The sequence below is a fragment of the Streptomyces sp. NPDC058773 genome, from assembly GCF_042746015.1.
Taxonomy (GTDB): domain Bacteria; phylum Actinomycetota; class Actinomycetes; order Streptomycetales; family Streptomycetaceae; genus Streptomyces.
In genome coordinates, this window is record NZ_JBHYPE010000005.1 from 37,990 (window position 1) to 58,935 (window position 20,946).

At 70.1% G+C, this 20,946-nt stretch carries 24 protein-coding genes; 4 read left to right on the plus strand and 20 right to left on the minus strand.

The annotated features are described in order from the left end of the window. Nucleotides 1–97: 97 nt before the first annotated feature. Genes ACFW5B_RS06260 through ACFW5B_RS06280 form a run of 5 tightly spaced genes read right to left on the minus strand, consistent with a single transcriptional unit; the run spans nucleotide 98 to nucleotide 4,892 of the window. Nucleotides 98–1,522, minus strand: coding sequence for an NAD(P)H-hydrate dehydratase (locus tag ACFW5B_RS06260; protein WP_386434060.1), 1,425 nt, complete (start codon nucleotides 1,520–1,522; stop codon nucleotides 98–100). A gap of 10 nt (nucleotides 1,523–1,532) precedes the next feature. Beyond that, complete coding sequence (locus ACFW5B_RS06265) at nucleotides 1,533–1,901, minus strand: holo-ACP synthase (RefSeq protein ID WP_386434063.1); 369 nt, start codon at nucleotides 1,899–1,901, stop codon at nucleotides 1,533–1,535. Beyond that, nucleotides 1,898–3,745: a glutamine--fructose-6-phosphate transaminase (isomerizing) gene (gene glmS, locus ACFW5B_RS06270; RefSeq protein ID WP_386434066.1), complete on the minus strand. Its 1,848-nt coding sequence runs from the start codon at nucleotides 3,743–3,745 to the stop codon at nucleotides 1,898–1,900. Before glmS ends, ACFW5B_RS06265 begins: the two co-directional genes overlap by 4 nt. Nucleotides 3,746–3,804: 59 nt before the next feature. Next, nucleotides 3,805–4,014, minus strand: a complete 210-nt coding sequence (locus ACFW5B_RS06275; RefSeq protein ID WP_386434069.1) for a DUF397 domain-containing protein — start codon at nucleotides 4,012–4,014, stop codon at nucleotides 3,805–3,807. Further along, nucleotides 4,011–4,892 carry a helix-turn-helix domain-containing protein gene (locus tag ACFW5B_RS06280; protein ID WP_386434072.1) on the minus strand — a complete coding sequence of 294 codons (882 nt, stop codon included), beginning with the start codon at nucleotides 4,890–4,892 and terminating at the stop codon, nucleotides 4,011–4,013. The genes ACFW5B_RS06275 and ACFW5B_RS06280 overlap by 4 nt, the downstream gene beginning before the upstream one ends. Nucleotides 4,893–5,102: 210 nt before the next feature. On the opposite strand from ACFW5B_RS06280, the gene ACFW5B_RS06285 reads away from it, so the two are divergent. Next, nucleotides 5,103–5,507 (plus strand): ATP-binding protein, encoded by a 405-nt coding sequence (locus tag ACFW5B_RS06285; RefSeq protein WP_386434075.1) that lies wholly within the window; start codon nucleotides 5,103–5,105, stop codon nucleotides 5,505–5,507. A gap of 86 nt (nucleotides 5,508–5,593) precedes the next feature. On the opposite strand, the gene ACFW5B_RS06290 is transcribed toward ACFW5B_RS06285, so the two are convergent. After that, entirely contained in the window at nucleotides 5,594–6,970 is a 1,377-nt protein-coding gene (locus tag ACFW5B_RS06290) for a hypothetical protein (RefSeq protein ID WP_386434078.1), read from the minus strand. Between the two features lie 140 nt (nucleotides 6,971–7,110). Then, nucleotides 7,111–7,386: a hypothetical protein gene (locus ACFW5B_RS06295; protein ID WP_386434080.1), complete on the minus strand. Its 276-nt coding sequence runs from the start codon at nucleotides 7,384–7,386 to the stop codon at nucleotides 7,111–7,113. 196 nt (nucleotides 7,387–7,582) lie between these two features. Here ACFW5B_RS06295 and coaA point away from each other — a divergent pair, with 196 nt between their 5' ends. After that, nucleotides 7,583–8,566: a type I pantothenate kinase gene (gene coaA / locus ACFW5B_RS06300; protein WP_386434083.1), complete on the plus strand. Its 984-nt coding sequence runs from the start codon at nucleotides 7,583–7,585 to the stop codon at nucleotides 8,564–8,566. 14 nt (nucleotides 8,567–8,580) lie between these two features. After that, on the plus strand, nucleotides 8,581–9,519 hold the full coding sequence (locus ACFW5B_RS06305) for a DUF389 domain-containing protein (RefSeq protein ID WP_386434086.1): 939 nt from the start codon (nucleotides 8,581–8,583) through the stop codon (nucleotides 9,517–9,519). Between the two features lie 150 nt (nucleotides 9,520–9,669). On the opposite strand, the gene glmM is transcribed toward ACFW5B_RS06305, so the two are convergent. The 4 genes from glmM to ACFW5B_RS06325 form a co-directional block, all read right to left on the minus strand. Next, nucleotides 9,670–11,028: a phosphoglucosamine mutase gene (gene glmM, locus ACFW5B_RS06310; protein ID WP_386434089.1), complete on the minus strand. Its 1,359-nt coding sequence runs from the start codon at nucleotides 11,026–11,028 to the stop codon at nucleotides 9,670–9,672. Nucleotides 11,029–11,167: 139 nt separating this feature from the next. Beyond that, nucleotides 11,168–11,677 (minus strand): 30S ribosomal protein S9, encoded by a 510-nt coding sequence (gene rpsI / locus ACFW5B_RS06315; protein ID WP_386434092.1) that lies wholly within the window; start codon nucleotides 11,675–11,677, stop codon nucleotides 11,168–11,170. A 42-nt stretch (nucleotides 11,678–11,719) separates the two neighbouring features. Beyond that, nucleotides 11,720–12,163, minus strand: a complete 444-nt coding sequence (gene rplM, locus ACFW5B_RS06320) for a 50S ribosomal protein L13 (RefSeq protein WP_128507178.1) — start codon at nucleotides 12,161–12,163, stop codon at nucleotides 11,720–11,722. Nucleotides 12,164–12,474: 311 nt separating this feature from the next. Next, complete coding sequence (locus ACFW5B_RS06325) at nucleotides 12,475–14,118, minus strand: ABC-F family ATP-binding cassette domain-containing protein (RefSeq protein ID WP_386434097.1); 1,644 nt, start codon at nucleotides 14,116–14,118, stop codon at nucleotides 12,475–12,477. Between the two features lie 56 nt (nucleotides 14,119–14,174). Here ACFW5B_RS06325 and ACFW5B_RS06330 point away from each other — a divergent pair, with 56 nt between their 5' ends. Further along, nucleotides 14,175–15,041 carry a hypothetical protein gene (locus tag ACFW5B_RS06330; protein WP_386434100.1) on the plus strand — a complete coding sequence of 289 codons (867 nt, stop codon included), beginning with the start codon at nucleotides 14,175–14,177 and terminating at the stop codon, nucleotides 15,039–15,041. Between the two features lie 55 nt (nucleotides 15,042–15,096). Here the strand turns inward: ACFW5B_RS06330 and truA are convergent, their stop codons facing one another. The 9 genes from truA to map form a co-directional block, all read right to left on the minus strand. Next, nucleotides 15,097–15,951 carry a tRNA pseudouridine(38-40) synthase TruA gene (gene truA / locus ACFW5B_RS06335; RefSeq protein WP_386434103.1) on the minus strand — a complete coding sequence of 285 codons (855 nt, stop codon included), beginning with the start codon at nucleotides 15,949–15,951 and terminating at the stop codon, nucleotides 15,097–15,099. Nucleotides 15,952–16,048: 97 nt separating this feature from the next. Beyond that, on the minus strand, nucleotides 16,049–16,516 hold the full coding sequence (gene rplQ, locus ACFW5B_RS06340) for a 50S ribosomal protein L17 (RefSeq protein ID WP_386434106.1): 468 nt from the start codon (nucleotides 16,514–16,516) through the stop codon (nucleotides 16,049–16,051). A 164-nt stretch (nucleotides 16,517–16,680) separates the two neighbouring features. Beyond that, the gene (locus tag ACFW5B_RS06345) at nucleotides 16,681–17,703 is read right to left on the minus strand and encodes a DNA-directed RNA polymerase subunit alpha (RefSeq protein WP_003956430.1); all 1,023 of its coding nucleotides are present in this window, start codon (nucleotides 17,701–17,703) and stop codon (nucleotides 16,681–16,683) included. A gap of 109 nt (nucleotides 17,704–17,812) precedes the next feature. After that, a complete protein-coding gene (gene rpsD, locus ACFW5B_RS06350) occupies nucleotides 17,813–18,439 on the minus strand; it encodes a 30S ribosomal protein S4 (protein WP_093483803.1) in 627 nt (208 codons plus the stop codon). Nucleotides 18,440–18,468: 29 nt separating this feature from the next. Further along, entirely contained in the window at nucleotides 18,469–18,873 is a 405-nt protein-coding gene (gene rpsK, locus ACFW5B_RS06355; RefSeq protein ID WP_004571845.1) for a 30S ribosomal protein S11, read from the minus strand. Nucleotides 18,874–18,938: 65 nt separating this feature from the next. Then, complete coding sequence (rpsM, locus tag ACFW5B_RS06360; protein ID WP_018090888.1) at nucleotides 18,939–19,319, minus strand: 30S ribosomal protein S13; 381 nt, start codon at nucleotides 19,317–19,319, stop codon at nucleotides 18,939–18,941. Nucleotides 19,320–19,515: 196 nt separating this feature from the next. Then, nucleotides 19,516–19,629 (minus strand): 50S ribosomal protein L36, encoded by a 114-nt coding sequence (gene rpmJ, locus ACFW5B_RS06365; RefSeq protein WP_003956441.1) that lies wholly within the window; start codon nucleotides 19,627–19,629, stop codon nucleotides 19,516–19,518. Nucleotides 19,630–19,689: 60 nt separating this feature from the next. Next, a complete protein-coding gene (gene infA / locus ACFW5B_RS06370) occupies nucleotides 19,690–19,911 on the minus strand; it encodes a translation initiation factor IF-1 (RefSeq protein ID WP_003956442.1) in 222 nt (73 codons plus the stop codon). A 175-nt stretch (nucleotides 19,912–20,086) separates the two neighbouring features. Then, complete coding sequence (gene map, locus ACFW5B_RS06375; protein ID WP_386434112.1) at nucleotides 20,087–20,920, minus strand: type I methionyl aminopeptidase; 834 nt, start codon at nucleotides 20,918–20,920, stop codon at nucleotides 20,087–20,089. Nucleotides 20,921–20,946: the final 26 nt, after the last annotated feature.

Here is a 20,946-nt window from a genome sequence, read left to right on the forward strand (position 1 = left end):
TGCCGTGGGCGCGCGGCCGTACCGCCCGCCGGGCGGCAGGTTCGCCCTGGTGCCCGCGGCATTCCCCCGCGGGGCGTAACGGCTGCCCCGTCAGCTGTCAGCCCGTCACATCACGCCAGGCGGCGCCCAGATGGGCGGCCACCTCGGAGGCCAGGATCGGCGCGCCGGCCGGCCCGGCCGCCCGGCGGGCCGCCAGCCCGTGCAGATACGCGCCGATGGACCCGGCGTCCCGCGCCGTGAGCCCCGCGGCCAGCAACGACCCGGTCACCCCCGACAGCACGTCCCCGCTCCCGGCCGTCGCCAGCCAGCTGGTCCCGGTGGGGTTGACCCGCACCGGGCCGTCCGCCTCCGCCACCAGCGTCGTCGAGCCCTTGAGCAGCACCGCGGCGCCGTACCGCGCCGCCAACTCCCGTACCGAGGACAGCCGCGCCGCCTCGATCTCCTCGCGCCGGCGGCCGAGCAGCGCGGCGGCCTCCCCGGCATGCGGCGTCAGCAGCGTCCCGGCCGTACGCGCCCGCACCCGCTCCGGCGTCAGGAACCGCAGCCCGTCCGCGTCCACCAGCACCGGCACGTCCGCCGAGAGCACGTCCTCCAGCGCCTCCGCCTCCTCACCGATGCCGGGCCCGATCACCCAGGCCTGCACCCGGCCCGCCTTGTCCGGCGGCCCGGGATGCACCAGCGTCTCCGGGAAGTGCGCCAGCACCGCGTCGGCGGCCGGCCCGACGTACCGCACGGCCCCCGCGCCGCCCCGCAGCGCCCCCGCCACCGCCAGCACGGCCGCCCCCGGGTACCGCGCGGAACCGGCGACCACCCCGACCACGCCCCGCCGGTACTTGTCGCTCTCCGGCACCGGACGCGGCAGCAGCTCCGCCACGTCCGCGTGCTGCAGCGCCTCCAGCGCGGCGTCCGCCGGCAGCGTCAGCCCGATGTCCACCAGCCGCAGCGCCCCGGCCCGTTCCCGCGCCGGATCGATCAGCAGCCCCGGCTTGTACGCCCCGAACGTCACGGTCGCATCGGCCCGTACGGCGTCCCCGTGCACCTCACCGCTGTCCGCGTCCACCCCGCTGGGCAGGTCGACGGCCAGCACCCGCGCCGACTCCCGTGCCGCCCGGGCGAGTTGGGCGGCCTCCGGGCGCAGTCCGCCGCGTCCGCCGATCCCGACGATGCCGTCCACGACGAGACCGGCCCGTGCGATGTCGCGCTGCGCGTCGTCCGACACCCGGCCCCCGGCCGCCCGCAGCGCGGCCAGCCCGCCTCGGTGGGCCCGCTCGGGCGACAGCAGCACCGCCGCCACGCCGGCCCCGCGCCGGGCCAGCCGGGCTCCCGCGTACAGCGCGTCCCCGCCGTTGTCGCCGCTGCCCACCAGCAGCACCACCCGGCTGCCGTACACCGTGCCCAGCAACTGCGCGCAGGCGACGGCCAGTCCGGCCGCCGCCCGCTGCATCAGGGCCCCTTCGGGCAACCGGGCCATGAGCTCCTGCTCGGCAGCCCGTACGGTCTCCACGCTGTAGGCAGTCCTCATGCCCCCAGTCTCACCCCTCGGCGATCACCACGGCGGAAGCGACCCCGGCGTCATGGCTCAGCGAGAGGTGCCACGACCGCACCCCCAGCTCCACGGCCCGCGCCTCGACCGTCCCCCGGACCCGCAGCCGCGGCTGCCCGCTGTCCTCGACGAACACCTCGGCATCGGTCCAGTGCAGCCCGCCCGGCGCCCCGAGCGCCTTGGCCACCGCCTCCTTGGCGGCGAACCGCGCCGCCAGGGAGGCGATGCCGCGCCGTTCACCGCTCGCGAGTATCAGCTCCTCATCGAGGAACAGCCGCCGCGCCAGCTCCGGCGTCCGCTCCAGCGCCGCCCCGAAGCGGTCGATCTCGGCGACGTCGATCCCGACCCCGATGATCATTCCACCGTCACCGACTTGGCGAGGTTGCGCGGCTGGTCGACCTCGTTGCCCCGGGCGGTGGCCAGCTCACAGGCGAAGACCTGGAGCGGGACGGTGGACACCAGCGGCTGCAGCAGCACCGGCGTCCGCGGAATCCGTACGAGGTGGTCCGCGTACGGCACCACCGCCTCGTCCCCCTCCTCCGCGATCACGATGGTCCGCGCGCCCCGGGCCCGGATCTCCTGAATGTTCGACACGATCTTGTCGTGCAGCACCGACCGCCCACGCGGCGACGGCACGACCACCACCACCGGCAGATCCTCCTCGATCAACGCGATCGGCCCGTGCTTGAGCTCCCCGGCCGCGAAGCCCTCCGCGTGCATGTACGCGAGCTCCTTGAGCTTCAGCGCGCCCTCCAGCGCCACCGGATAGCCCACGTGCCGCCCGAGGAACAGCACCGTGTTCTTGCCGGCGAGGGAACGCGCCAGCTCCCGCACCGGCTCCATCGTGCCCAGCACCTGTTCCACCTGGGTCCCGATGGCCGCCAGTTCACGCACCACGGCCCGGATCTCGTCGCCCCACTTCGTGCCCCGCACCTGCGCGACGTACAGCGCCACCAGATAGCAGGCCACCAGCTGCGTCAGAAACGCCTTGGTCGACGCCACCGCCACCTCGGGCCCGGCGTGCGTGTAGAGCACCGCGTCCGACTCCCGCGGGATGGTCGACCCGTTGGTGTTGCAGATGGCGAGCACCTTCGCGCCCTGCTCACGGGCGTGCCGCAGCGCCATCAGCGTGTCCATGGTCTCCCCGGACTGGCTGATCGCGATCACCAGTGTGTGCCGGTCCAGGATCGGATCGCGGTAGCGGAACTCGCTGGCCAGCTCGGTCTCGCACGGAATCCGCGTCCAGTGCTCGATCGCGTACTTGGCGATCATCCCCGCGTGGTACGCCGTCCCGCAGGCCACGATGACGACCTTGTCGACCTCCCGCAGCACCTCCGGCGGAATCCGCACCTCGTCCAGGGACAGCACCCCCGACCCGTCGATCCGCCCCAACAGCGTGTCCGCGACGGCCTTCGGCTGCTCGGCGATCTCCTTCAGCATGAAGTAGTCGTAGCCGCCCTTCTCGGCGGCCGAGGCGTCCCAGTCGACGTGGTACTCCCGCACCTCGGCGGGCGCCCCGTCGAAGTCGGTGACCGTCACACCGTCCCGCCGCAGCTCCACGACCTGGTCCTGCCCCAGCTCGACGGCCTCCCGCGTATGCGCGATGAACGCCGCCACATCCGACGCGAGGAAGGCCTCACCATCCCCGACGCCCACCACCAGCGGCGAGTTCCGGCGCGCCCCGACCACCACATCCGGCTCGTCGGCATGCACCGCGACCAGCGTGAACGCCCCCTCCAGCCGCCGGCACACCTGGCGCATCGCCTCGGCCAGCTCCCCGCAGGACGAGTAGGCCTCGGCGAGCAGATGCGCCACCGCCTCGGTGTCCGTCTCGGACGTCAACTCGTGCCCGCGGTCGGTGAGTTCGGCGCGCAGCGCGGCGAAGTTCTCGATGATGCCGTTGTGCACCACCGACACCCGCCCGGCGTTGTCCAGATGCGGATGGGCGTTCGCATCGGTGGGCCCGCCGTGCGTGGCCCACCGGGTGTGCCCGATCCCCGTCGACCCCGCCGGCAGCGGACGGTCCGCCAGCTCCTTCTCCAGATTGGCGAGTTTCCCGGCCTTCTTCGCCGCCGCCAGCCCCCCGTCCGCCAACACGGCCACCCCCGCGGAGTCGTACCCGCGGTACTCCAGCCGCTTCAGCCCGGCCAGCACGACATCAAGGGCGCTCTGCCCGCCCACGTATCCCACGATTCCGCACATGGGGGCAGGGTACGCCGTGGGCCTGCGCAGGGTCCGCGGCGTACCGCGCGTACGGCGGATCAGCGGCCGAGGCGGCCACTCTTCAGCGCGCCCAGGAAGGCGCCCCAGGCCTCCGGCCCGTGGAACTGCGTCCCCGCAGCACGATCCTTACTGTCCCGCACGGCCCGACCGCCACCGGCGGTGTGTGCGACCTCGACGCACTCATTGGCCGACCCGCCCCCGGAGTACGAGGACACCACGAAGTGACTGACGATCTCCTGGCCGCTCATGCCTCTTCCTTCTCTTCGGCGATGCCGTTCATGGTTTTCTTGATGAAGGTGATGCTTTGGCTCGGCGTGAGAGCAGCGGACCGCAGCGCGTCGAAGGCATGCACGTACCCGGCCATGTCTTCCTGACCATCGAGGATGACACTGGTGACCATCGTGTCCTGCACGATGACGTCAGGAGCAGCTTCGTTCGCGTACGAGAGTGCCACGAAGGCTGGGGCAACCCTGGCGGCGGCCCATTCACTCTGCGGCAAAACCTGGATCGTTTTCCGAGGCTGCTCGGCGGTCTCCATCAGATGGGCGAGCTGCGCCCGATGAGCAACAGCCGACGGCATAGGGCTGGTGAGCGCCGGTTCCCAGATCACCGCCGCGAACCGGGCTCCGGAGTTTTCGAAGACCCGGCGACGCTCTTGCCGGACCGTGACAATCGCATCCGCCGCCCCTTCGTCAAGTGATTCCGGATTCGCCTCGGTCAACGCCCGGGTGTATTCAGGCGTCTGAAGCAATCCAGGAATGAAGACCGGCTGCCAGGTCCGGATGTAGGTCGCGTCCGTCTCCAACGAGAGGTAGTCCCCCAGGCGCTCCATGCTCGGCGCCTGGAAGTCGAAGTCGAGCCACCAGCCCCGCTTGCTGCTGTTACGGGCAAGCGTCTCCAGCCGCCGACGCTCCTCCGCGCTCTCGACCCCGTACAGGTCGAGCAACATCCGTACGTCGCCGACACGGGCGCTGACAGCACCCGACTCGATCCGACTGATTTTTGCGGTCGAACACACCACCGCTTCCGCCGCATGCTCCTGGTCGAGGTGCGCGTCCAACCGGAGCCGCTTGAGCGCCTGCCCGAGCCGCCGGCTGTGGACAGTGGGCTTCCCACCTGCGGGCATGCCACCCCCCTCTTTCGTCAGGCCCAGTCTGCACGGCAACTTCCCACAGATGCCACCCACTTGAACACGGGACGTAGCTGCAATTCTTGCACTACGTTCTTCTTGCATTCCGCCGAAGCCCGGGTCTAGCGTGGCCTTCGTCACAGCATGTCGCCAGCCAAAGACACTCTGTGACCGCAACTTCGCCTGCCCAACACCCTTGGGGGACCCATGTCCGGGCGCACATGCATCAAGAGGTTCCGGGTCCGCGCACGTTCCGTCTCCGCCGTACGGCGGCACGTCACAGCGACCCTCACCGACTGGAAACTCGGCGGTCTCATCGAGGACGCCGTCCTCATCGCCAGCGAACTGACCACCAACAGCATCCGCCACACCAAGGGCACGGGCGACTACTTCGAACTGGCCTTACGCCGCCGCAACGGCATCCTGGTCCTGGAGGTGACCGACTCCTACCAGTGGCGGATGCCGGAACTCCACAAGCCCGCCCCGGACGACCTCTCCGGCCGCGGCCTGTTCCTCGTCGACGCGCTGTCCGAGAACTGGGGCGTACGACCACGCGACCCCGGCAAGACGGTGTGGGCCCACCTTCCAGTGCCCCAGACCGGGCAGCCATGAGCCGGCCCCACCACCCCAACTCCCCTGTCCGGATGGCGTGGGTGGTGCGAGTTCACACGCTCACCGTGAGCCCCGGCGGAACGGGGTCACCCTCCGGTTCCGGCTCCGGTGTCGGTGCCAGCTCCGGTACCGACACCGGCACCGGCACCGGCATCCGGAAGGAAGCCCTTCAGATACCGCGCACGGCTGTCGTTGATCACCATGCGCGCTATGAACAGCACGCCGTACGCGACGACGCCCAGAGCGAGCGACACCCAGCGCCCCACACCGAAGGCGACAACGCCTAGCGCGAGCACCCCCGCCATCACCCAGCACAGCCCCTCGGCGTGCAGCGCCCGGTCCCAGGCCGGGTACGTCCGGATCGCCCGCAGACGGTCTCCCTCGGGGAGGGACCCGGCGGCCGGCACGACGGTGCCCTCCGGTCGGTCTGAGGCCCGGCCGGCCATGAGATCACCCCGCAGACACCGCTGCCCCTCCAGCACCACCATCGCGCGCGCCCCGAGCGGGCCGGGGTGCTCTGCCGCCCGTTGCCCCCAATAGAGCTGCGCGGGAAGGCCGTTGATGTCCCGGGACAGGTGCAGCGGATCGATCACCGGGGCGAGCAGGACATCCAGCCGCTCCCCGTCGGCCCCTTCGAGCTTCAGCACGGGCCTCAGCTGGCGGGAGACCACCCCCTGGTGACCGGTGGTCCGGTGCTCCACCACCGCCACGCTTCGCACGGTGACAGATGCGACGCGGCACCAGCCCTTCTTCAGCGGACGCCGCAGCCCCCGGGGCGCCCGGGAAAAGCCGCCGAAGACGACAGCCAGGCACAGCCCCACGCCCGCCGCCACCAGGACAAAGACGAGGACGTCACCTTGCGCGGGCCCGCCCGCCTTCGCCCGAAGGTCGTCCCGGTCGCTGTCGACGAGCACACCGAGCTCCGCCGAGGCCGGCGCGAAGAGGGCCCACACCGTGTCACCGCGCCCCGTACGGTGCTCCGAGGTGAAGGCTGCCCTCTCGGGCCTGGTTCCGGTGTCGAACGGTACGGCGACCCGGGCGACCACCTCGTAGTAACCGGAGTTCTTCCTCCGCACGTACTCGGCGGAGAGCACCTTGCGGACGGACACCTCTCGGATACCGCCGCCGGCCTCGGTGATCCGAGCGGCTTCGGGTGAGTAGGCAAGGGACCCGTACAGGAAAAGCACCACGGGCACGGCCGCCGCCCAGAGGCCGGCGACGGACCACCCGTAGTTCCGGGCAGGCCACCAGAACCGGCTGCTCCCCACCCCCGCGCGCGGAACCGGGCCGCGCCGCAGGCACCGCAGCGCACCCATGAGTCCCACCACGGTCAGCGCGAGACAGCCGAGCAGATCCCACCGCGGCAGCGCCGCGGCGGGCCTCATCAACACCCGCACCACAACGGCCAGTACGCCCGCACCGGCCGCCGTGAGGCAGGCATGGATCACGCGGGTCCGAGTCATCTGAAAGTCCTTCACGCTGCGCTCACGAGGAGCCGGCCGGGCTGCGAGGCTCACTCTTTCCGGTCATGAGCATGACCGATGGCCTCGCCCTCCGGGGACGCGTCCCGTACAGCGTGGCAGGGCTCACGTACCCGGGTGCCTCAGTACCCCCGCGCTATCCGCTCCTGCGCCTCCCGCACCGCCTCCAAAGACTCCTCGTCCGCCTCCACGTCCGCGCCGGGCCCGCTGCCCGGCTCGAAGCGTTCCAGGAAATCGGCGAGATCCTCGCCCAGGTCCTCGTCCGGCAGTTCCTCGGTCAGCTCGGCGTGCACCAGGGCGGCAAAGCCGTCCGCGGTGCCGTCGGCTCCGTCGGGGTCCGTGCCGGCGGTCCTCCCCCATGGCCGCTGTCGCAGCCGACCGGCCTTACGCGTGCGCACCTGCACCCCCTGGTTCGTCCCCGGCCCGGCGTCCGGGCCCTTCCCCGCCGCCGACCGTACCGGGCAAAATCTGCCCGGTACAGACAGGGTGGCTGAGAAACACCCAAGCCCACCCCGACATCCACAAGACCACCTACGGACCACCGGCCGGGCACCCCGAGATGAACGGCGGGTGTCGGCTGCGCACAATGGGCGCGTGCCCTTGACGACCGATCCGCAGCAACGACGCCGCGCCGACAGCTCCCCGTACGTCGACCTGACGCGCGCGCAGTGGAGCGCCCTGCGCGAGAAGACCCCGCTGCCCCTGACGGCCGACGAGGTCGAGGAGCTGCGGGGCCTGGGTGATGTCATCGACCTCGACGAGGTACGCGATGTCTATCTCCCGCTGTCCCGGCTCCTCAACCTCTATGTCGGTGCCACCAGCAATCTGCGCGGTGCGCTGAACACCTTCCTCGGTGACGTGGGCGGCGGCCCCCAGCCCGGAACCCCGTTCGTCATCGGGGTCGCGGGCAGCGTGGCGGTCGGGAAGTCGACCACCGCCCGGCTGCTGCAGGCGCTGCTGGCCCGCTGGCCCGAGCATCCGCGCGTCGAGCTGGTCACCACCGACGGCTTCCTCTTCCCCAACGCCGAGCTGCACCGGCGCGGCCTGATGTCCCGTAAGGGCTTCCCGGAGTCCTACGACCGGCGGGCGCTGACCCGCTTCGTCGCGGATGTGAAGTCCGGCCGGGCGGAGGTCACCGCACCGGTCTACTCGCACCTGATCTACGACATCGTGCCGGGCGAACAGCTCACCGTGCAGCGCCCCGACATCCTCATCGTCGAGGGCCTGAACGTCCTCCAGCCGGCGCTGCCCGGCAAGGACGGCCGCACCCGCCTCGGGCTCGCCGACTTCTTCGACTTCTCCGTCTACGTCGACGCCCGCACCGAGGACATCGAGAAGTGGTACCTCGGCCGCTTCCGCAAGCTGCGCGAGACCGCCTTCCAGAACCCGTTCTCGTACTTCCGCAAGTACACCCAGGTCTCCGAGGACGAGGCCCTCGACTACGCCCGCATGATCTGGCGCACCGTCAACAAACCCAACCTCCAGCAGAATGTCGCCCCGACCCGCGGCCGCGCCAACCTGGTGCTGCGCAAGGGGCCGGACCACAAGGTGCAGCGGCTGTCGCTGCGGAAGCTCTGAGGAGTGCGAACACTGTGCTGCATCTGCGCCTGATCGTCCCCACGGACCGTACGGACGAGGTGCTCCAGCTGCTGGAGAAGACCGTCGGGACGACCCATCTCGTGGTGCTGGACGGGGCGGCCCGTGAACCGCGGGGCGATGTCGTGCTGTGCGACGTCGCGCGGGAGGCCGGTGACGGACTGCTGGCCCGGCTCCGGGAGATGGGCCTCGACAGGACCGGCTCGATCGCGCTCGAACACATCGATCTGTCGGTGTCCCGGCGGGCCGACCGGGCGGAGGACGAGGCGCCCGGCGAGGGCGCGGACGCCGTGCTGTGGGAGTCGCTGGCCGACGCCACCCACGAGGAGTCGACGCTCTCGGCCACCTACCTCGCGTTCCTGACCCTGGCGACGATGATCGCGGCCTGCGGTGTGGTCCTGGACAACGCCATTCTGATCGTCGGCGCGATGGCGGTCGGCCCCGAGTTCGGCCCGTTGGCGGGCATCTCCACGGCCCTGGTCCAGCGTGTCCCGCGGCAGGCCTGGCGCTCGCTGGTGGCGCTGGTCGTGGGCTTCGCCGTGGCCATGGTTCTCACCTGCGGGTTCAGCTACTTCATGGACGCGGTCGGGTTGTTCACCAAGCACCAGGTGAAGGGACCGCGGCCCAACACGTCGTTCATCTGGCAGCCGGACTTGATGTCGTTCGTGGTGGCCTTCCTCGCCGGTGTCGCCGGCACCCTCTCGCTGACCTCGGCGAAATCCGGTGCTCTGGTGGGGGTGGCCATCTCCGTGACCACCGTCCCCGCCGCCGCCAACGCCGCCGTCGCCTTCACCTACGGCGACTACGCGCAGACCTGGGGCTCCTCCACCCAGCTGGCGCTGAATCTGGTGGGCATCGTGGTGGCAGGCACCCTCACCCTGGCCACCCAGAAGCTCCTGTGGGCCCGGCACGGCACCGTTCCGGTCGCGCGGTAGCACACGGGCAGCACGGGGCGCCGCCACGACCACGGCCCCGCCCCGGAGCGGCACGGTGGCCACCCGGGGCGGGGCCGCAGATCCGCGGAACCCGTGGTGCGGTCCGGTGCGCTCAGCGTCCGCTGTGCCAACGGCCGCCGCCCAAGCCGCTCAGCCCAGCGCCGACTTGACCGCGTCCGCCAGCCGCTCGGCCACCGCGCGGGCCTGCTCGATGTCCGCGGCCTCGACCATCACCCGCACCAGCGGCTCGGTGCCGGACGGCCGCAGCAGCACCCGCCCGGTGGCGCCCAGCTCCCGCTCCGCCTCGGCGACCGCCGCGGTCACCTCGGGCGAGGTCGCCACCCGGGACTTGTCGACGTCCGGGACGTTGATCAGGATCTGCGGCAGCCGCTCCATGACACCCGCCAGCTCGGCCAGCGTCTTGCCGGTCGCGGCGACCCGGGCGGCCAGCATCAGACCGGTCAGCGTGCCGTCGCCGGTGGTGGCGTGGTCCAGCACGATGACGTGCCCGGACTGCTCACCGCCCAGCGCGAAGCCGTGCGCCTTCATCTCCTCCAGGACGTACCGGTCACCGACCGCGGTCTGGACGAGGTCGATGCCCGCGCGCTCCATGGCCAGCTTGAAGCCGAGGTTGGACATCACGGTGGCGACGACGGTGTTCTTGCGCAGCGCGTCCGCCTCGCGCATGCCGAGCGCCAGGACGGCCAGGATCTGGTCGCCGTCGATCTCGTTGCCCTCGCGGTCCACGGCCAGGCAGCGGTCCGCGTCGCCGTCGTGGGCGACGCCCAGGTCGGCGCCGTGCTCGACGACGGCGGCGCGCAGCAGCTGGAGGTGTGTGGAGCCGCAGCCGTCGTTGATGTTCAGGCCGTCGGGGTCGGTGCCGAGTGTGATGACATCGGCGCCGGCCCGCGCGAACGCCTCGGGCGAGACCCGCGCCGCCGCACCGTGCGCACCGTCGATGACGATCTTCAGCCCGTCCAGGCGGTTGGGCAGCACGCCGACGAGGTGCGCGACATAGTTGTCGAAGCCCTCGTCATAGACGGTGACCCGGCCCACGCCGGCGCCGGTCGGCCGCTCCCAGGGCTCCCCGGAGCTGTGCGCGCGATAGGTCTGCTCAATACGGTCCTCCAGCTCGTCGGCGAGCTTGTGGCCGCCGCGGGCGAAGAACTTGATGCCGTTGTCGGGCATCGGGTTGTGGCTGGCGGAGAGCATCACACCGAGGTCAGCGCCCAGCGAGCCGGTCAGATACGCAACCGCCGGCGTGGGCAGCACGCCGACCCTCAGAACGTCCACGCCGGCACTGGCGAGGCCCGCGACGACCGCCGCCTCCAGGAACTCCCCCGAGGCCCGTGGGTCCCGCCCGACCACGGCCACCGGCCGGTGACCCTCGAATGTGCCCGCTTCCGCGAGCACATGCGCCGCAGCGACCGACAGACCGAGCGCCAGCTCCGCCGTCAGATCCGCATTGGCGACACCGCGCACACCGTCCGTGCCGAAGAGTCGTCCCACTGGTGTCCTCCGAGTAGATGAGCTTGGACCAGAGCATTAAGTCCAGGTATACGCCCCTGGTCCCGGATAGCCGAACGCCCCGGCAGCACGGAGGTGCCACCGGGGCGTTCGCCAAGATGCTGCACGCTGCAGCGAGCGATTAACGCTTGCTGTACTGCGGCGCCTTGCGGGCCTTCTTGAGACCGGCCTTCTTGCGCTCGACCGCACGGTCGTCACGCTTGAGGAACCCGGCCTTCTTCAGCGCGGGGCGGTTGTTGTCGACGTCCGCCTCGTTCAGCGCACGGGCCACGCCCAGGCGCAGCGCACCGGCCTGGCCGGAGATGCCGCCACCGGCGATGCGGGCGACAACGTCGTAGCGGTTGTCGAGCTCGAGCACCTTGAAGGGCTCGTTGACTTCCTGCTGGTGCACCTTGTTGGGGAAGTAGCCCTCAAGGGTGCGACCGTTGATCTTCCACTGGCCGGTGCCCGGAACGATCCGGACGCGGGCGATGGCGTTCTTGCGACGGCCCAGGCCGGCCGCCGGCTGCGGGTCGCCGAAACGGGACGCGAGGGACTCGGAGGTGTACTCCGACTCCACGACCTCGGTCTCGGTGGTGTACTCCTCGACCTCGACCTCGTCCAGCGGGGTCTCGGGGGTGGTCTCAGCCACGATGCTCCTCAGATTCTCTGTCGTCTTAGGGGGTGGCCGGACTTACTGCGCGACCTGGGTGATCTCGAACGGGACCGGCTGCTGCGCAGCGTGCGGGTGCTCGGCGCCCGCGTAGACCTTCAGCTTCGAGAGCATCTGACGGCCGAGGGTGTTCTTGGGGAGCATGCCCTTGATGGCCTTCTCGACGGCCTTCTCGGGGTTCTTGTCGAGCAGCTCGTCGTAGCGGACCGAGCGCAGACCACCCGGGAACCCGGAGTGGCGGTAGGCCATCTTCTGGGTCCGCTTGTTGCCCGACAGGTGCACCTTGTCGGCGTTGACGATGATGACGAAGTCACCCATGTCAACGTGCGGCGCGTAGACCGGCTTGTGCTTACCCCGCAGGAGGGTCGCGGCCTGGCTGGCCAGACGGCCCAGGACAACGTCCTGCGCGTCAATGATGTGCCACTGGCGCTGGACATCGCCGGGCTTGGGGCTGAACGTACGCACGTCTTAGCCTTCGCTTCTTAAGTGAATGGGTCCTGTACTGGTCGCCGTGACCGGTCCCGCAGCAGTGCGGCACTACGGGTGACGCAACCCGATCGTCCGCCGCTGGTTACCGGCCCAGGAACCGGCGTAAGGGCCCCTCACGTGAGATAGAGCAAGCCAATACGCATAACGAACCAGTAGAATACCGGGCCGTCCCCAGCGGGGTCAAAACGCGCCCCGAACCGGCGTGCGGTTCCGCCCGGGGCCGCCGCCGGGCCACCGGCCCGGTCACCGCCCCTCCGCCGGGCCGCGTCCGGCAGCCGCCCGCCCGGCTACCGCGCCCGCTCCACCCGCCGCTCGTCCCACACCGGCTCCGCCGTCTCCCGCACCCGCCCGTCCGACCCGAAGACCAGGTACCGGTCGAAGGACCGGGCGAACCAGCGGTCGTGGGTGACCGCCACCACCGTCCCCTCGTACGCCTCCAGCCCCTCCTGGAGCGCCTCCGCCGACTCCAGGTCCAGGTTGTCGGTCGGCTCGTCGAGCAGCAGGGCGGTGGTGCCGGACAGCTCCAGCAGCAGGATCTGGAAACGGGCCTGCTGGCCGCCGGAGAGCCGGTCGAAGGGCTGCTCGGCCTGCCTCTCCAGCTCGTAGCGGCGCAGCGCGGACATCGCCTGTCCCTTGTCCTTGGCGTGCTCGGTCCACAGCACGTCGAGCAGGGTGCGGCCCATCAGCTCGGGGTGGGCGTGCGTCTGCGCGAAGTGGCCGGGGACGACCCGGGCGCCCAGCTTCCAGGCGCCGGTGTGCGCGACGGGGTTCGCGGCGGGGTCGTCGCCCCCGGCCAGCAGCCGCAGGAAGTGCGACTTGCCGGAGCCGTTGGAGCCGAGGACCGCGACCCGCTCGCCGTAGAAGATCTCCAGCGAGAAGGGCTTCATCAGCCCCGTCAGCTCCAGGTCGTGGCAGGTCACCGCCCGTACGCCGGTGCGCCCGCCGCGCAGCCGCATGGTGATCTCCTGCTCGCGCGGCGGCTCCGGCGGCGGCCCGGCCTCCTCGAACTTCCGCAGCCGGGTCTGCGCCGCCTGATAGCGGGAGGCGAGACCGTCGTTGAACGCCGCTTTGTTCTTGAGCGTGTTCACCAGCTGCTTCAGCTGCGCATGCCGCTCGTCCCAGCGCCGCCGCAGCTCCTCGAAGCGGGCGAAGCGCTCCTTGCGGGCCTGGTGGTAGGTGGCGAAGCCGTCGCCGTGCACCCAGACGTCGGAGCCCGCCGGCCCCGGCTCGACGCTGATGATCTTCTCCGCGGCGCGGGCCAGCAGCTCCCGGTCGTGCGAGACGAACAGCACCGTCTTACGGGTCTGCCGCAGCTGCTCCTCCAGCCAGCGCTTGCCCGGCACGTCCAGGTAGTTGTCCGGCTCGTCCAGCAGCAGCACCTCGTCCGTGCCGCGCAGCAGCGACTCCAGCACCAGCCGCTTCTGCTCGCCCCCGGACAGCGTGCGCACCTTGCGCCACTGCGCCTTCTCGTACGGCATCCCCAGCGCCGCCGTCGTGCACATGTCCCAGACGGTCTCGGCCTCGTAGCCGCGGGCCTCGGCCCAGTCGCTGAGCGCCTGGGCGTAGGCCATCTGCGCGGCCTCGTCGTCGTCCTCGGCGGTCATGATCGCCAGCTCGGCGGCGTCCACCGCCGCCGCGGCCTCCCTGATCCGCCGCTGCGCCACCGAAACCAGCAGGTCACGCACCGTGCGCTCATCGCGTACGGACCCCACGAACTGCGGCATCACGCCCAGCCCGCCGCTGACCGTCACCGCCCCGCCGTGCGGTGACAGCTCCCCGGCGATCAGCCGCAGCAGCGTCGTCTTGCCGGCGCCGTTGGCACCCACCAGCGCGACCGACGTGCCCTCCCCCACCCGGAAGGACACATCCCCCAGCAGGACCCTGCCGTCCGGCAGGTAGTACTCCAGATGTCCGGCCTCAAGATGTCCCATGAACGGGATTGTGACCGGCTGCCAGGGCTTCCACCAACCGCATTAGGATGCGCGGCATGAGCTTTGGGCAAGGCGGGCCGTTCGACGGCCCCGGGGGTTCTTCGTCGTCCACGCCGGACTGGGGCGCACTCGCCGAGGAGACCGAGGCGGAGACCCGACGCAAACGGTGGTTCTGGATCGGCGGCGGGGTGCTGGCCGCCCTCGCGGTGGCCGGCATCGTCACCGCCGCCGTCATGAACAGCGGCGGCTCCCGGGGCGGCAAGCCCACGGCGGCGCCCACCGCCTCCGAGGAGGCCGTCCCGGACGACAAGCCGTCCTTCCCCGACGTCTCCGTGCCGCCCCCACCCAACCCGCGGGATTACATCTCCGACCCGAAGAAGGACAAGGCACCGCTGACCCCCGCCACCCTCTTCCCGCAGAAGAGCATGGTCGTCGGCGGGCACTCCTACCCGCGCGCCAAGACCGCCACCACCAAGGACTGCACCGCCGCCGCCCAGGGTGCGCTGGTCTCCTCGCTGTCCCACAACGGCTGCCGGCAGCTGCTGCGCGCCACGTACGCCAAGGGCGGCGTCGCGGTCACCGTCGGCATCGCGGTCTTCGACTCGCCCGCCAAGGCCGCCAAGGTCATGAACGAGAACAAGGCCAACCTCATGCCGCTGCCCGGCGGCGGGGTCCCCGCGGACTTCTGCCAGGGCACCAAGTGCCGGATGGCGACCAACGCCACCGGCCGCTACGCCTACTTCACCATCGCCGGCTACCTCAACGGCAAGGACGTCACCGACGCCGAGACCAAGGCGCAGCAGATCGCCCGGGACGGCGGCGCCTACGCGTTCAGCCGGATCACCCAGCGCGGCCGGGACCAGGCCGCCAAGGCCGGTGAGCAGCAGCTCAAGGACGCGCAGAAGAAGGCCGGCCGGTCCTGACGCCCGCGGGCGCCGCCCCTTCGGACGGCGGCGCCCCGGCCGCACCCGCCACTCCTCAGCAGCAGCCGCCCGCCGGCAGCGTCCGCCTGTTCCGCGCCTCCTGGTTACGCGCCATCAGCAGGTCATCGGCCGGATAGCCGACCTCTTCCAGCGTCAGCCCGTGCGGCCGTACGACATGCACCGCGGAGTCCCGCACCCCGGCGGCCAGCACCTTGCCGGGCCACTCCACCGGCCGGTGCCCGTCCCCGACGAACAGCATCGCGCCCACCAGCGACCGCACCATGTTGTGGCAGAAGGCGTCCGCCCGCACGGTCGCCGTGATGATCCCGTCCGCCCCGCGCACCCAGCTCAGCTCCTGAAGGGTCCGGATCGTCGTCGCGCCCTCCCGCCGCTTGCAGTACGCCGCGAAGTCGTGCTCGCCCAGCAGCGGCCGGGACGCCTCGTTCATCGCCTCGACGTCCAGCGCCCAGTCGTGCCACAGCACATGGCCGCGCAGCAGCGGGTCCACCCCGCCGTGGTGATCGGTCACCCGGTACGCATAGCGCCGCCAGATCGCCGAGAACCGCGCGTTGAACCCGTACGGCGCCTCGTCCAGCCGCCACACCCGGACGTCCTTGGGCAGCCGCCCGGCCAGCCGCCGCAGCAGCTTGTCCCGGTGCTCGGCCCACAGCTCCGCGGGCAGATCCACATGCGCCACCTGGCCGCGCGCATGCACCCCCGCGTCCGTCCGCCCGGCGACGGTGAGCTCGTACGTCTCCGCGGACCGCGTCACCGTCCGCAGCGCGTCCTCGATCTCCCCCTGGACGGTCCGCCGCCCGCCGGCCTGCTTCGCCCACCCGGAGAAGTCCTTTCCGTCGTAGGAAAGGTCCATCCGTACCCGGACCGCGCCCGGCTTCACTTCGTCACTCACACCGCAATCCTCTCAACCCCGCGCGGCCCGACCCGCACCCGAATGCGAAAAGCGGGCCCGCCCCGGAGGGCGGACCCGCTCACGCGTCGGTCGGGACTCAGGCGTCCTTCGACTCCTCGGTCGCCTCGGCAGCCGCGGCCGCCTCCGCGTCCTTGGCCGCACGCTTGGTCGCGGCCTCGGCCTCACCGGTGGCCTGCTGGGCCACGGTCAGCGCCTCCACCAGCTCGATGACGGCCATGGGAGCGTTGTCGCCACGGCGGTTACCGATCTTGGTGATACGGGTGTAGCCACCCGGACGGTTCTCGAACCGCGGGGCGATCTCGGTGAAGAGCGTGTGGACGACGCTCTTGTCCGAGATCAGCTGCATGACCTGACGGCGGTTGTGAAGGTCGCCCTTCTTCGCCTTGGTCACCAGACGCTCCGCGTACGGACGCAGACGACGGGCCTTGGCCTCGGTCGTCGTGATGCGGCCGTGCTCGAAGAGCGAGGTGGCCAGGTTGCGCAGCATGAGGCGCTCGTGCGCAGCGCTGCCGCCCAGACGGGCACCCTTGGCGGGCTTCGGCATTTTTTTCTCCTCGGTATCTGCCCCGGCCGTATCAGGTACCGGGGTCAGGACCCGGTGAGCGGTTGCTCACCGGCAACAACCAGCGCCCCCGTAAGGGGCGCGGGGAACTGCGCGACCAGCCAGAGCGGCCGCGCAGTCACAATCCAGCCGTCTCGACCGAGCTCTCAGTACTGCTCGGTCTCGACGAAGCCCGCGTCCGCGTCGTCGTCCGCGCCGAAGGCGTCGGCGGCGGCGGTCGGGTCGAATCCGGGCGGGCTGTCCTTGAGGGCCAGGCCCATGCCGGCCAGCTTCGCCTTGACCTCGTCGATCGACTTCGCACCGAAGTTGCGGATGTCGAGCAGGTCGGCCTCGGAGCGCGCCACGAGCTCACCCACGGAGTGGATGCCCTCACGCTTGAGGCAGTTGTACGACCGAACGGTGAGCTCCAGCTCCTCGATCGGCAGCGCCAGGTCGGCGGCGAGGGCGGCGTCCGTCGGGGACGGGCCCATGTCGATGCCCTCGGCGTCGATGTTGAGCTCACGCGCCAGACCGAACAGCTCGACCAGGGTCTTACCGGCCGACGCCATGGCGTCGCGCGGACGCATGGCCTGCTTGGTCTCGACGTCGACGATCAGCTTGTCGAAGTCGGTGCGCTGCTCGACACGGGTCGCCTCGACCTTGTAGGTGACCTTGAGCACCGGCGAGTAGATGGAGTCGACCGGGATACGGCCGATCTCCTGGCCCACCTGCTTGTTCTGGACGGCGGAGACATAGCCGCGACCGCGCTCGACGGTCAGCTCCATCTCCAGCTTGCCCTTGCCGTTGAGCGTGGCGAGGACCAGGTCTGGGTTGTGCACCTCGACACCGGCCGGGGGCGCGATGTCAGCGGCGGTGACCAGCCCGGGGCCCTGCTTGCGCAGGTACATCACGACGGGCTCGTCGTGCTCGCTGGAGACGACCAGCTGCTTGATGTTCAGGATGAGGTCGGTGACGTCCTCCTTGACGCCCGGCACGGTGGTGAACTCGTGCAGGACACCGTCGATGCGGATGGACGTGACCGCCGCACCCGGAATCGAGGACAGGAGGGTACGGCGCAGGGAGTTGCCGAGGGTGTAGCCGAAGCCCGGCTCCAGCGGCTCGATCACGAACCGGGAGCGGTATTCGTCGACGACCTCTTCGGTCAACGAGGGACGCTGAGCAATCAGCATGTTCTTCGATCCTTCAGTCGTGGACGCCCGCTATTTGACGCCCGCTGTACTGACAAGGGTACGGGCGGCACGGCGCCATCGGCTCCGTACCGCCCCCACCGGTCAGCTCTTACTTGGAGTAGAGCTCAACGATCAGCTGCTCCTGCACCTGGGTGTCGATCACCTGGCGCTCGGGCATGCTGTGCACGAGAATCCGCAGGTTCGACGGAATCGCTTCCAGCCAGGCCGGAACCGTCTTCTCGCCGGCCTCGGCCTTGGCCACCTCGAAGGGGGTCAGGTTCCGAGAGCCCTCGCGGACCTCGACGATGTCGTTCACGGCCACGCGCGCCGACGGGATGTCGGTCTTGCGGCCGTTCACGTTGATGTGTCCGTGACGGACCAGCTGACGGGCGTGATCACGGGACTTGGCAAAGCCGGCCCGGTAGACCACGTTGTCGAGGCGGGTCTCAAGGATGCGCAGAAGGTTCTCACCGGTCTTGCCGGTCTTCTGGTTCGCTTCCTTGTAGTAGTTCACGAACTGCTTCTCCAGGACACCGTAAATACGGCTGCACTTCTGCTTCTCACGAAGCTGGAGCAGGTACTCGCTGTCCTTGGTGCGCCCGCGACCGTGCTCACCCGGGGGGTAAGGACGGATCTCGATCGGGCACTTTGCGCTCTCGCACTTGCTCCCCTTGAGGAAGAGCTTCTGCTTCTCCCGACGGCAACGCTTGCAGTCGGCCCCGGTGTAACGCGCCATTTTCCAGTTGTCTCCGTTACCTCAGTGCGTCAGACGCGCCGGCGCTTGGGCGGGCGGCATCCGTTGTGCGGGGTGGGGGTGACGTCCTGAATGGAGCCGACCTCGAGGCCGGTCGCCTGGAGCGAACGGATCGCGGTCTCACGACCGGAACCCGGGCCCTTGACGAAGACGTCAACCTTGCGCATGCCGTGCTCCTGCGCGCGGCGGGCGGCCGACTCGGCGGCCATCTGCGCGGCGAAGGGGGTGGACTTGCGCGAGCCCTTGAAGCCGACGTGGCCGGCAGAGGCCCAAGAGATCACGTTGCCCGTGGGGTCGGTGATCGAGACGATCGTGTTGTTGAACGTGCTCTTGATGTGAGCGTGCCCGTGGGCGACGTTCTTCTTCTCCTTGCGGCGCACCTTCTTGGCGCCGGCCGTACGGCCCTTCGGAGGCATTCAAATTCTCCCGTGGAGGTGGTCGGTCCTACAGCGAAGACCGCTGGTGAGCGTCCTGCTGAGGACTACTTCTTGCCCGGCTTCTTCTTGCCGGCGATCGCGCGACGCGGGCCCTTGCGGGTACGGGCGTTCGTGCTGGTGCGCTGGCCGTGCACCGGCAGACCGCGGCGGTGACGCAGACCCTGGTAGCAGCCGATCTCGACCTTGCGGCGGATGTCGGCCTGGATCTCGCGACGGAGGTCACCCTCGGTCTTGAGGTTGTTGTCCACGTACTCGCGGATCTTGACGAGGTCTTCCTCGGCCAGGTCGCGAACGCGGGTGTTCGGGTTCACGCCGGTGGCGGCGAGAGTCTGCTGAGACAGCGTCCGCCCGATACCGAAGACGTAGGTGAGGGCGACCTCCACACGCTTTTCGCGCGGGAGATCAACGCCTGCGAGGCGTGCCATTGATGTGGCTCCTGATGGCTATTCGGAGGTCTTCCGCAGCACCGTTCCCGTAAGACTCTGCAGAATTACGAGCCGGGTCCCCGGCCTCCGAGCCGGGGGTGTCGTCCCACGCGATGATGCGGGGGTCGGGTGACTGCGTATGTACGTATGTGCTTGCGTCGCGCGAAATCTGCGTAATGCAGGTGGTCGGCGTGCGTCAGCCCTGGCGCTGCTTGTGGCGCAGGTTGTCGCAGATGACCATGACCCGGCCGTGGCGGCGGATCACCTTGCACTTGTCGCAGATCTTCTTGACGCTCGGCTTGACCTTCATGGGATGTGAGGTTCTCCGGGTCAGTGCCGTCACCCCACGGGAGCGGGGCGCCGACAAGATCTACTTGTAGCGGTAGACGATCCGGCCACGCGTCAGGTCGTACGGAGAAAGCTCCACGACGACCCGGTCATCCGGGAGGATACGGATGTAGTGCATCCGCATCTTGCCGCTGATGTGCGCGAGGACCTTGTGACCGTTCTGGAGCTCCACCTTGAACATGGCGTTCGGGAGGGACTCGATCACGGTGCCCTCGATCTCGATGGCACCTTGCTTCTTGGCCACGCTTCGCCCTTCGAATCGGCTACCTTGATCGACTATCCCGCACCACGCCCTCAAACAAGAGGGCATAGGGATGCACGAGAGCCGACGCGTCAGTCTACGCCAGCGTCCAGGAAAAGACGAATCCAGGATTATTGCCCATCGGGCGTGATCCTTACGCCAGGGCGACGGGCCCGGCTCAGGCCAGAGGGTCCGGCGCCGCCGTGATCCCCAGCTCGGCGAGCTTGGCCTTGCCGCCGTCCGGCGCGGTCAGCACCAGCGGGCCCTCCTCGGTCAGCGCAACCGAGTGCTCCCAGTGCGAGGACCAGCTGCCGTCGTTCGACTTGACCGTCCAGTCGTCGTCGAGGACATGGGTCTTGGCCGTGCCGAGGTTCACCATCGGCTCGATCGCGATGCAGAAGCCGGGCACCAGCTTCGGGCCGCGGCCGCGCTTGCGGTCGACGTAGTTCAGCAGATGCGGGTCCATGTGCATCTGCGAGCCGATGCCGTGGCCGCCGTAGTCCTCGACGATGCCGTACTTGCCGCTCGCCGGGCGCGGCTGGCGGCGGATGTAGCCCTCGATCGCCCGGGAGATGTCCACCAGGCGGTTGCCCTTGGCGACCGCCGCGATGCCCGCCCACATCGACTCCTCGGTGACCCGGCTCAGCTCGACCAGCTCCGCGGAGTGACCGGAGCCGACGAAGGCGGTGTACGCCGCGTCGCCGTGCCAGCCGTCGATGATCGCGCCGCAGTCGATGGAGATGATGTCGCCGTTCTGCAGCACCGTGCCGTCGGGGATGCCGTGGACCACGACATCGTTGACCGAGGTGCAGATCGTCGCGGGGAAGCCGCCGTATCCGAGGAAGTTCGACTTCGCTCCGTGTTCGGCGAGCACCTTGCGTGCCGCGTCGTCCAGGTCCTTGGTCGTGGCGCCGGGCACCGCGGCCTTCCGGGTCGCCGCGTGAATGGCGGCGACCACCAGCCCCGCCTCGCGCATCTTCGCGATCTGCTCGGGGGTCTTGATCTCCACCATGCGGGCTGGCGCCTTCCTGAACCGAC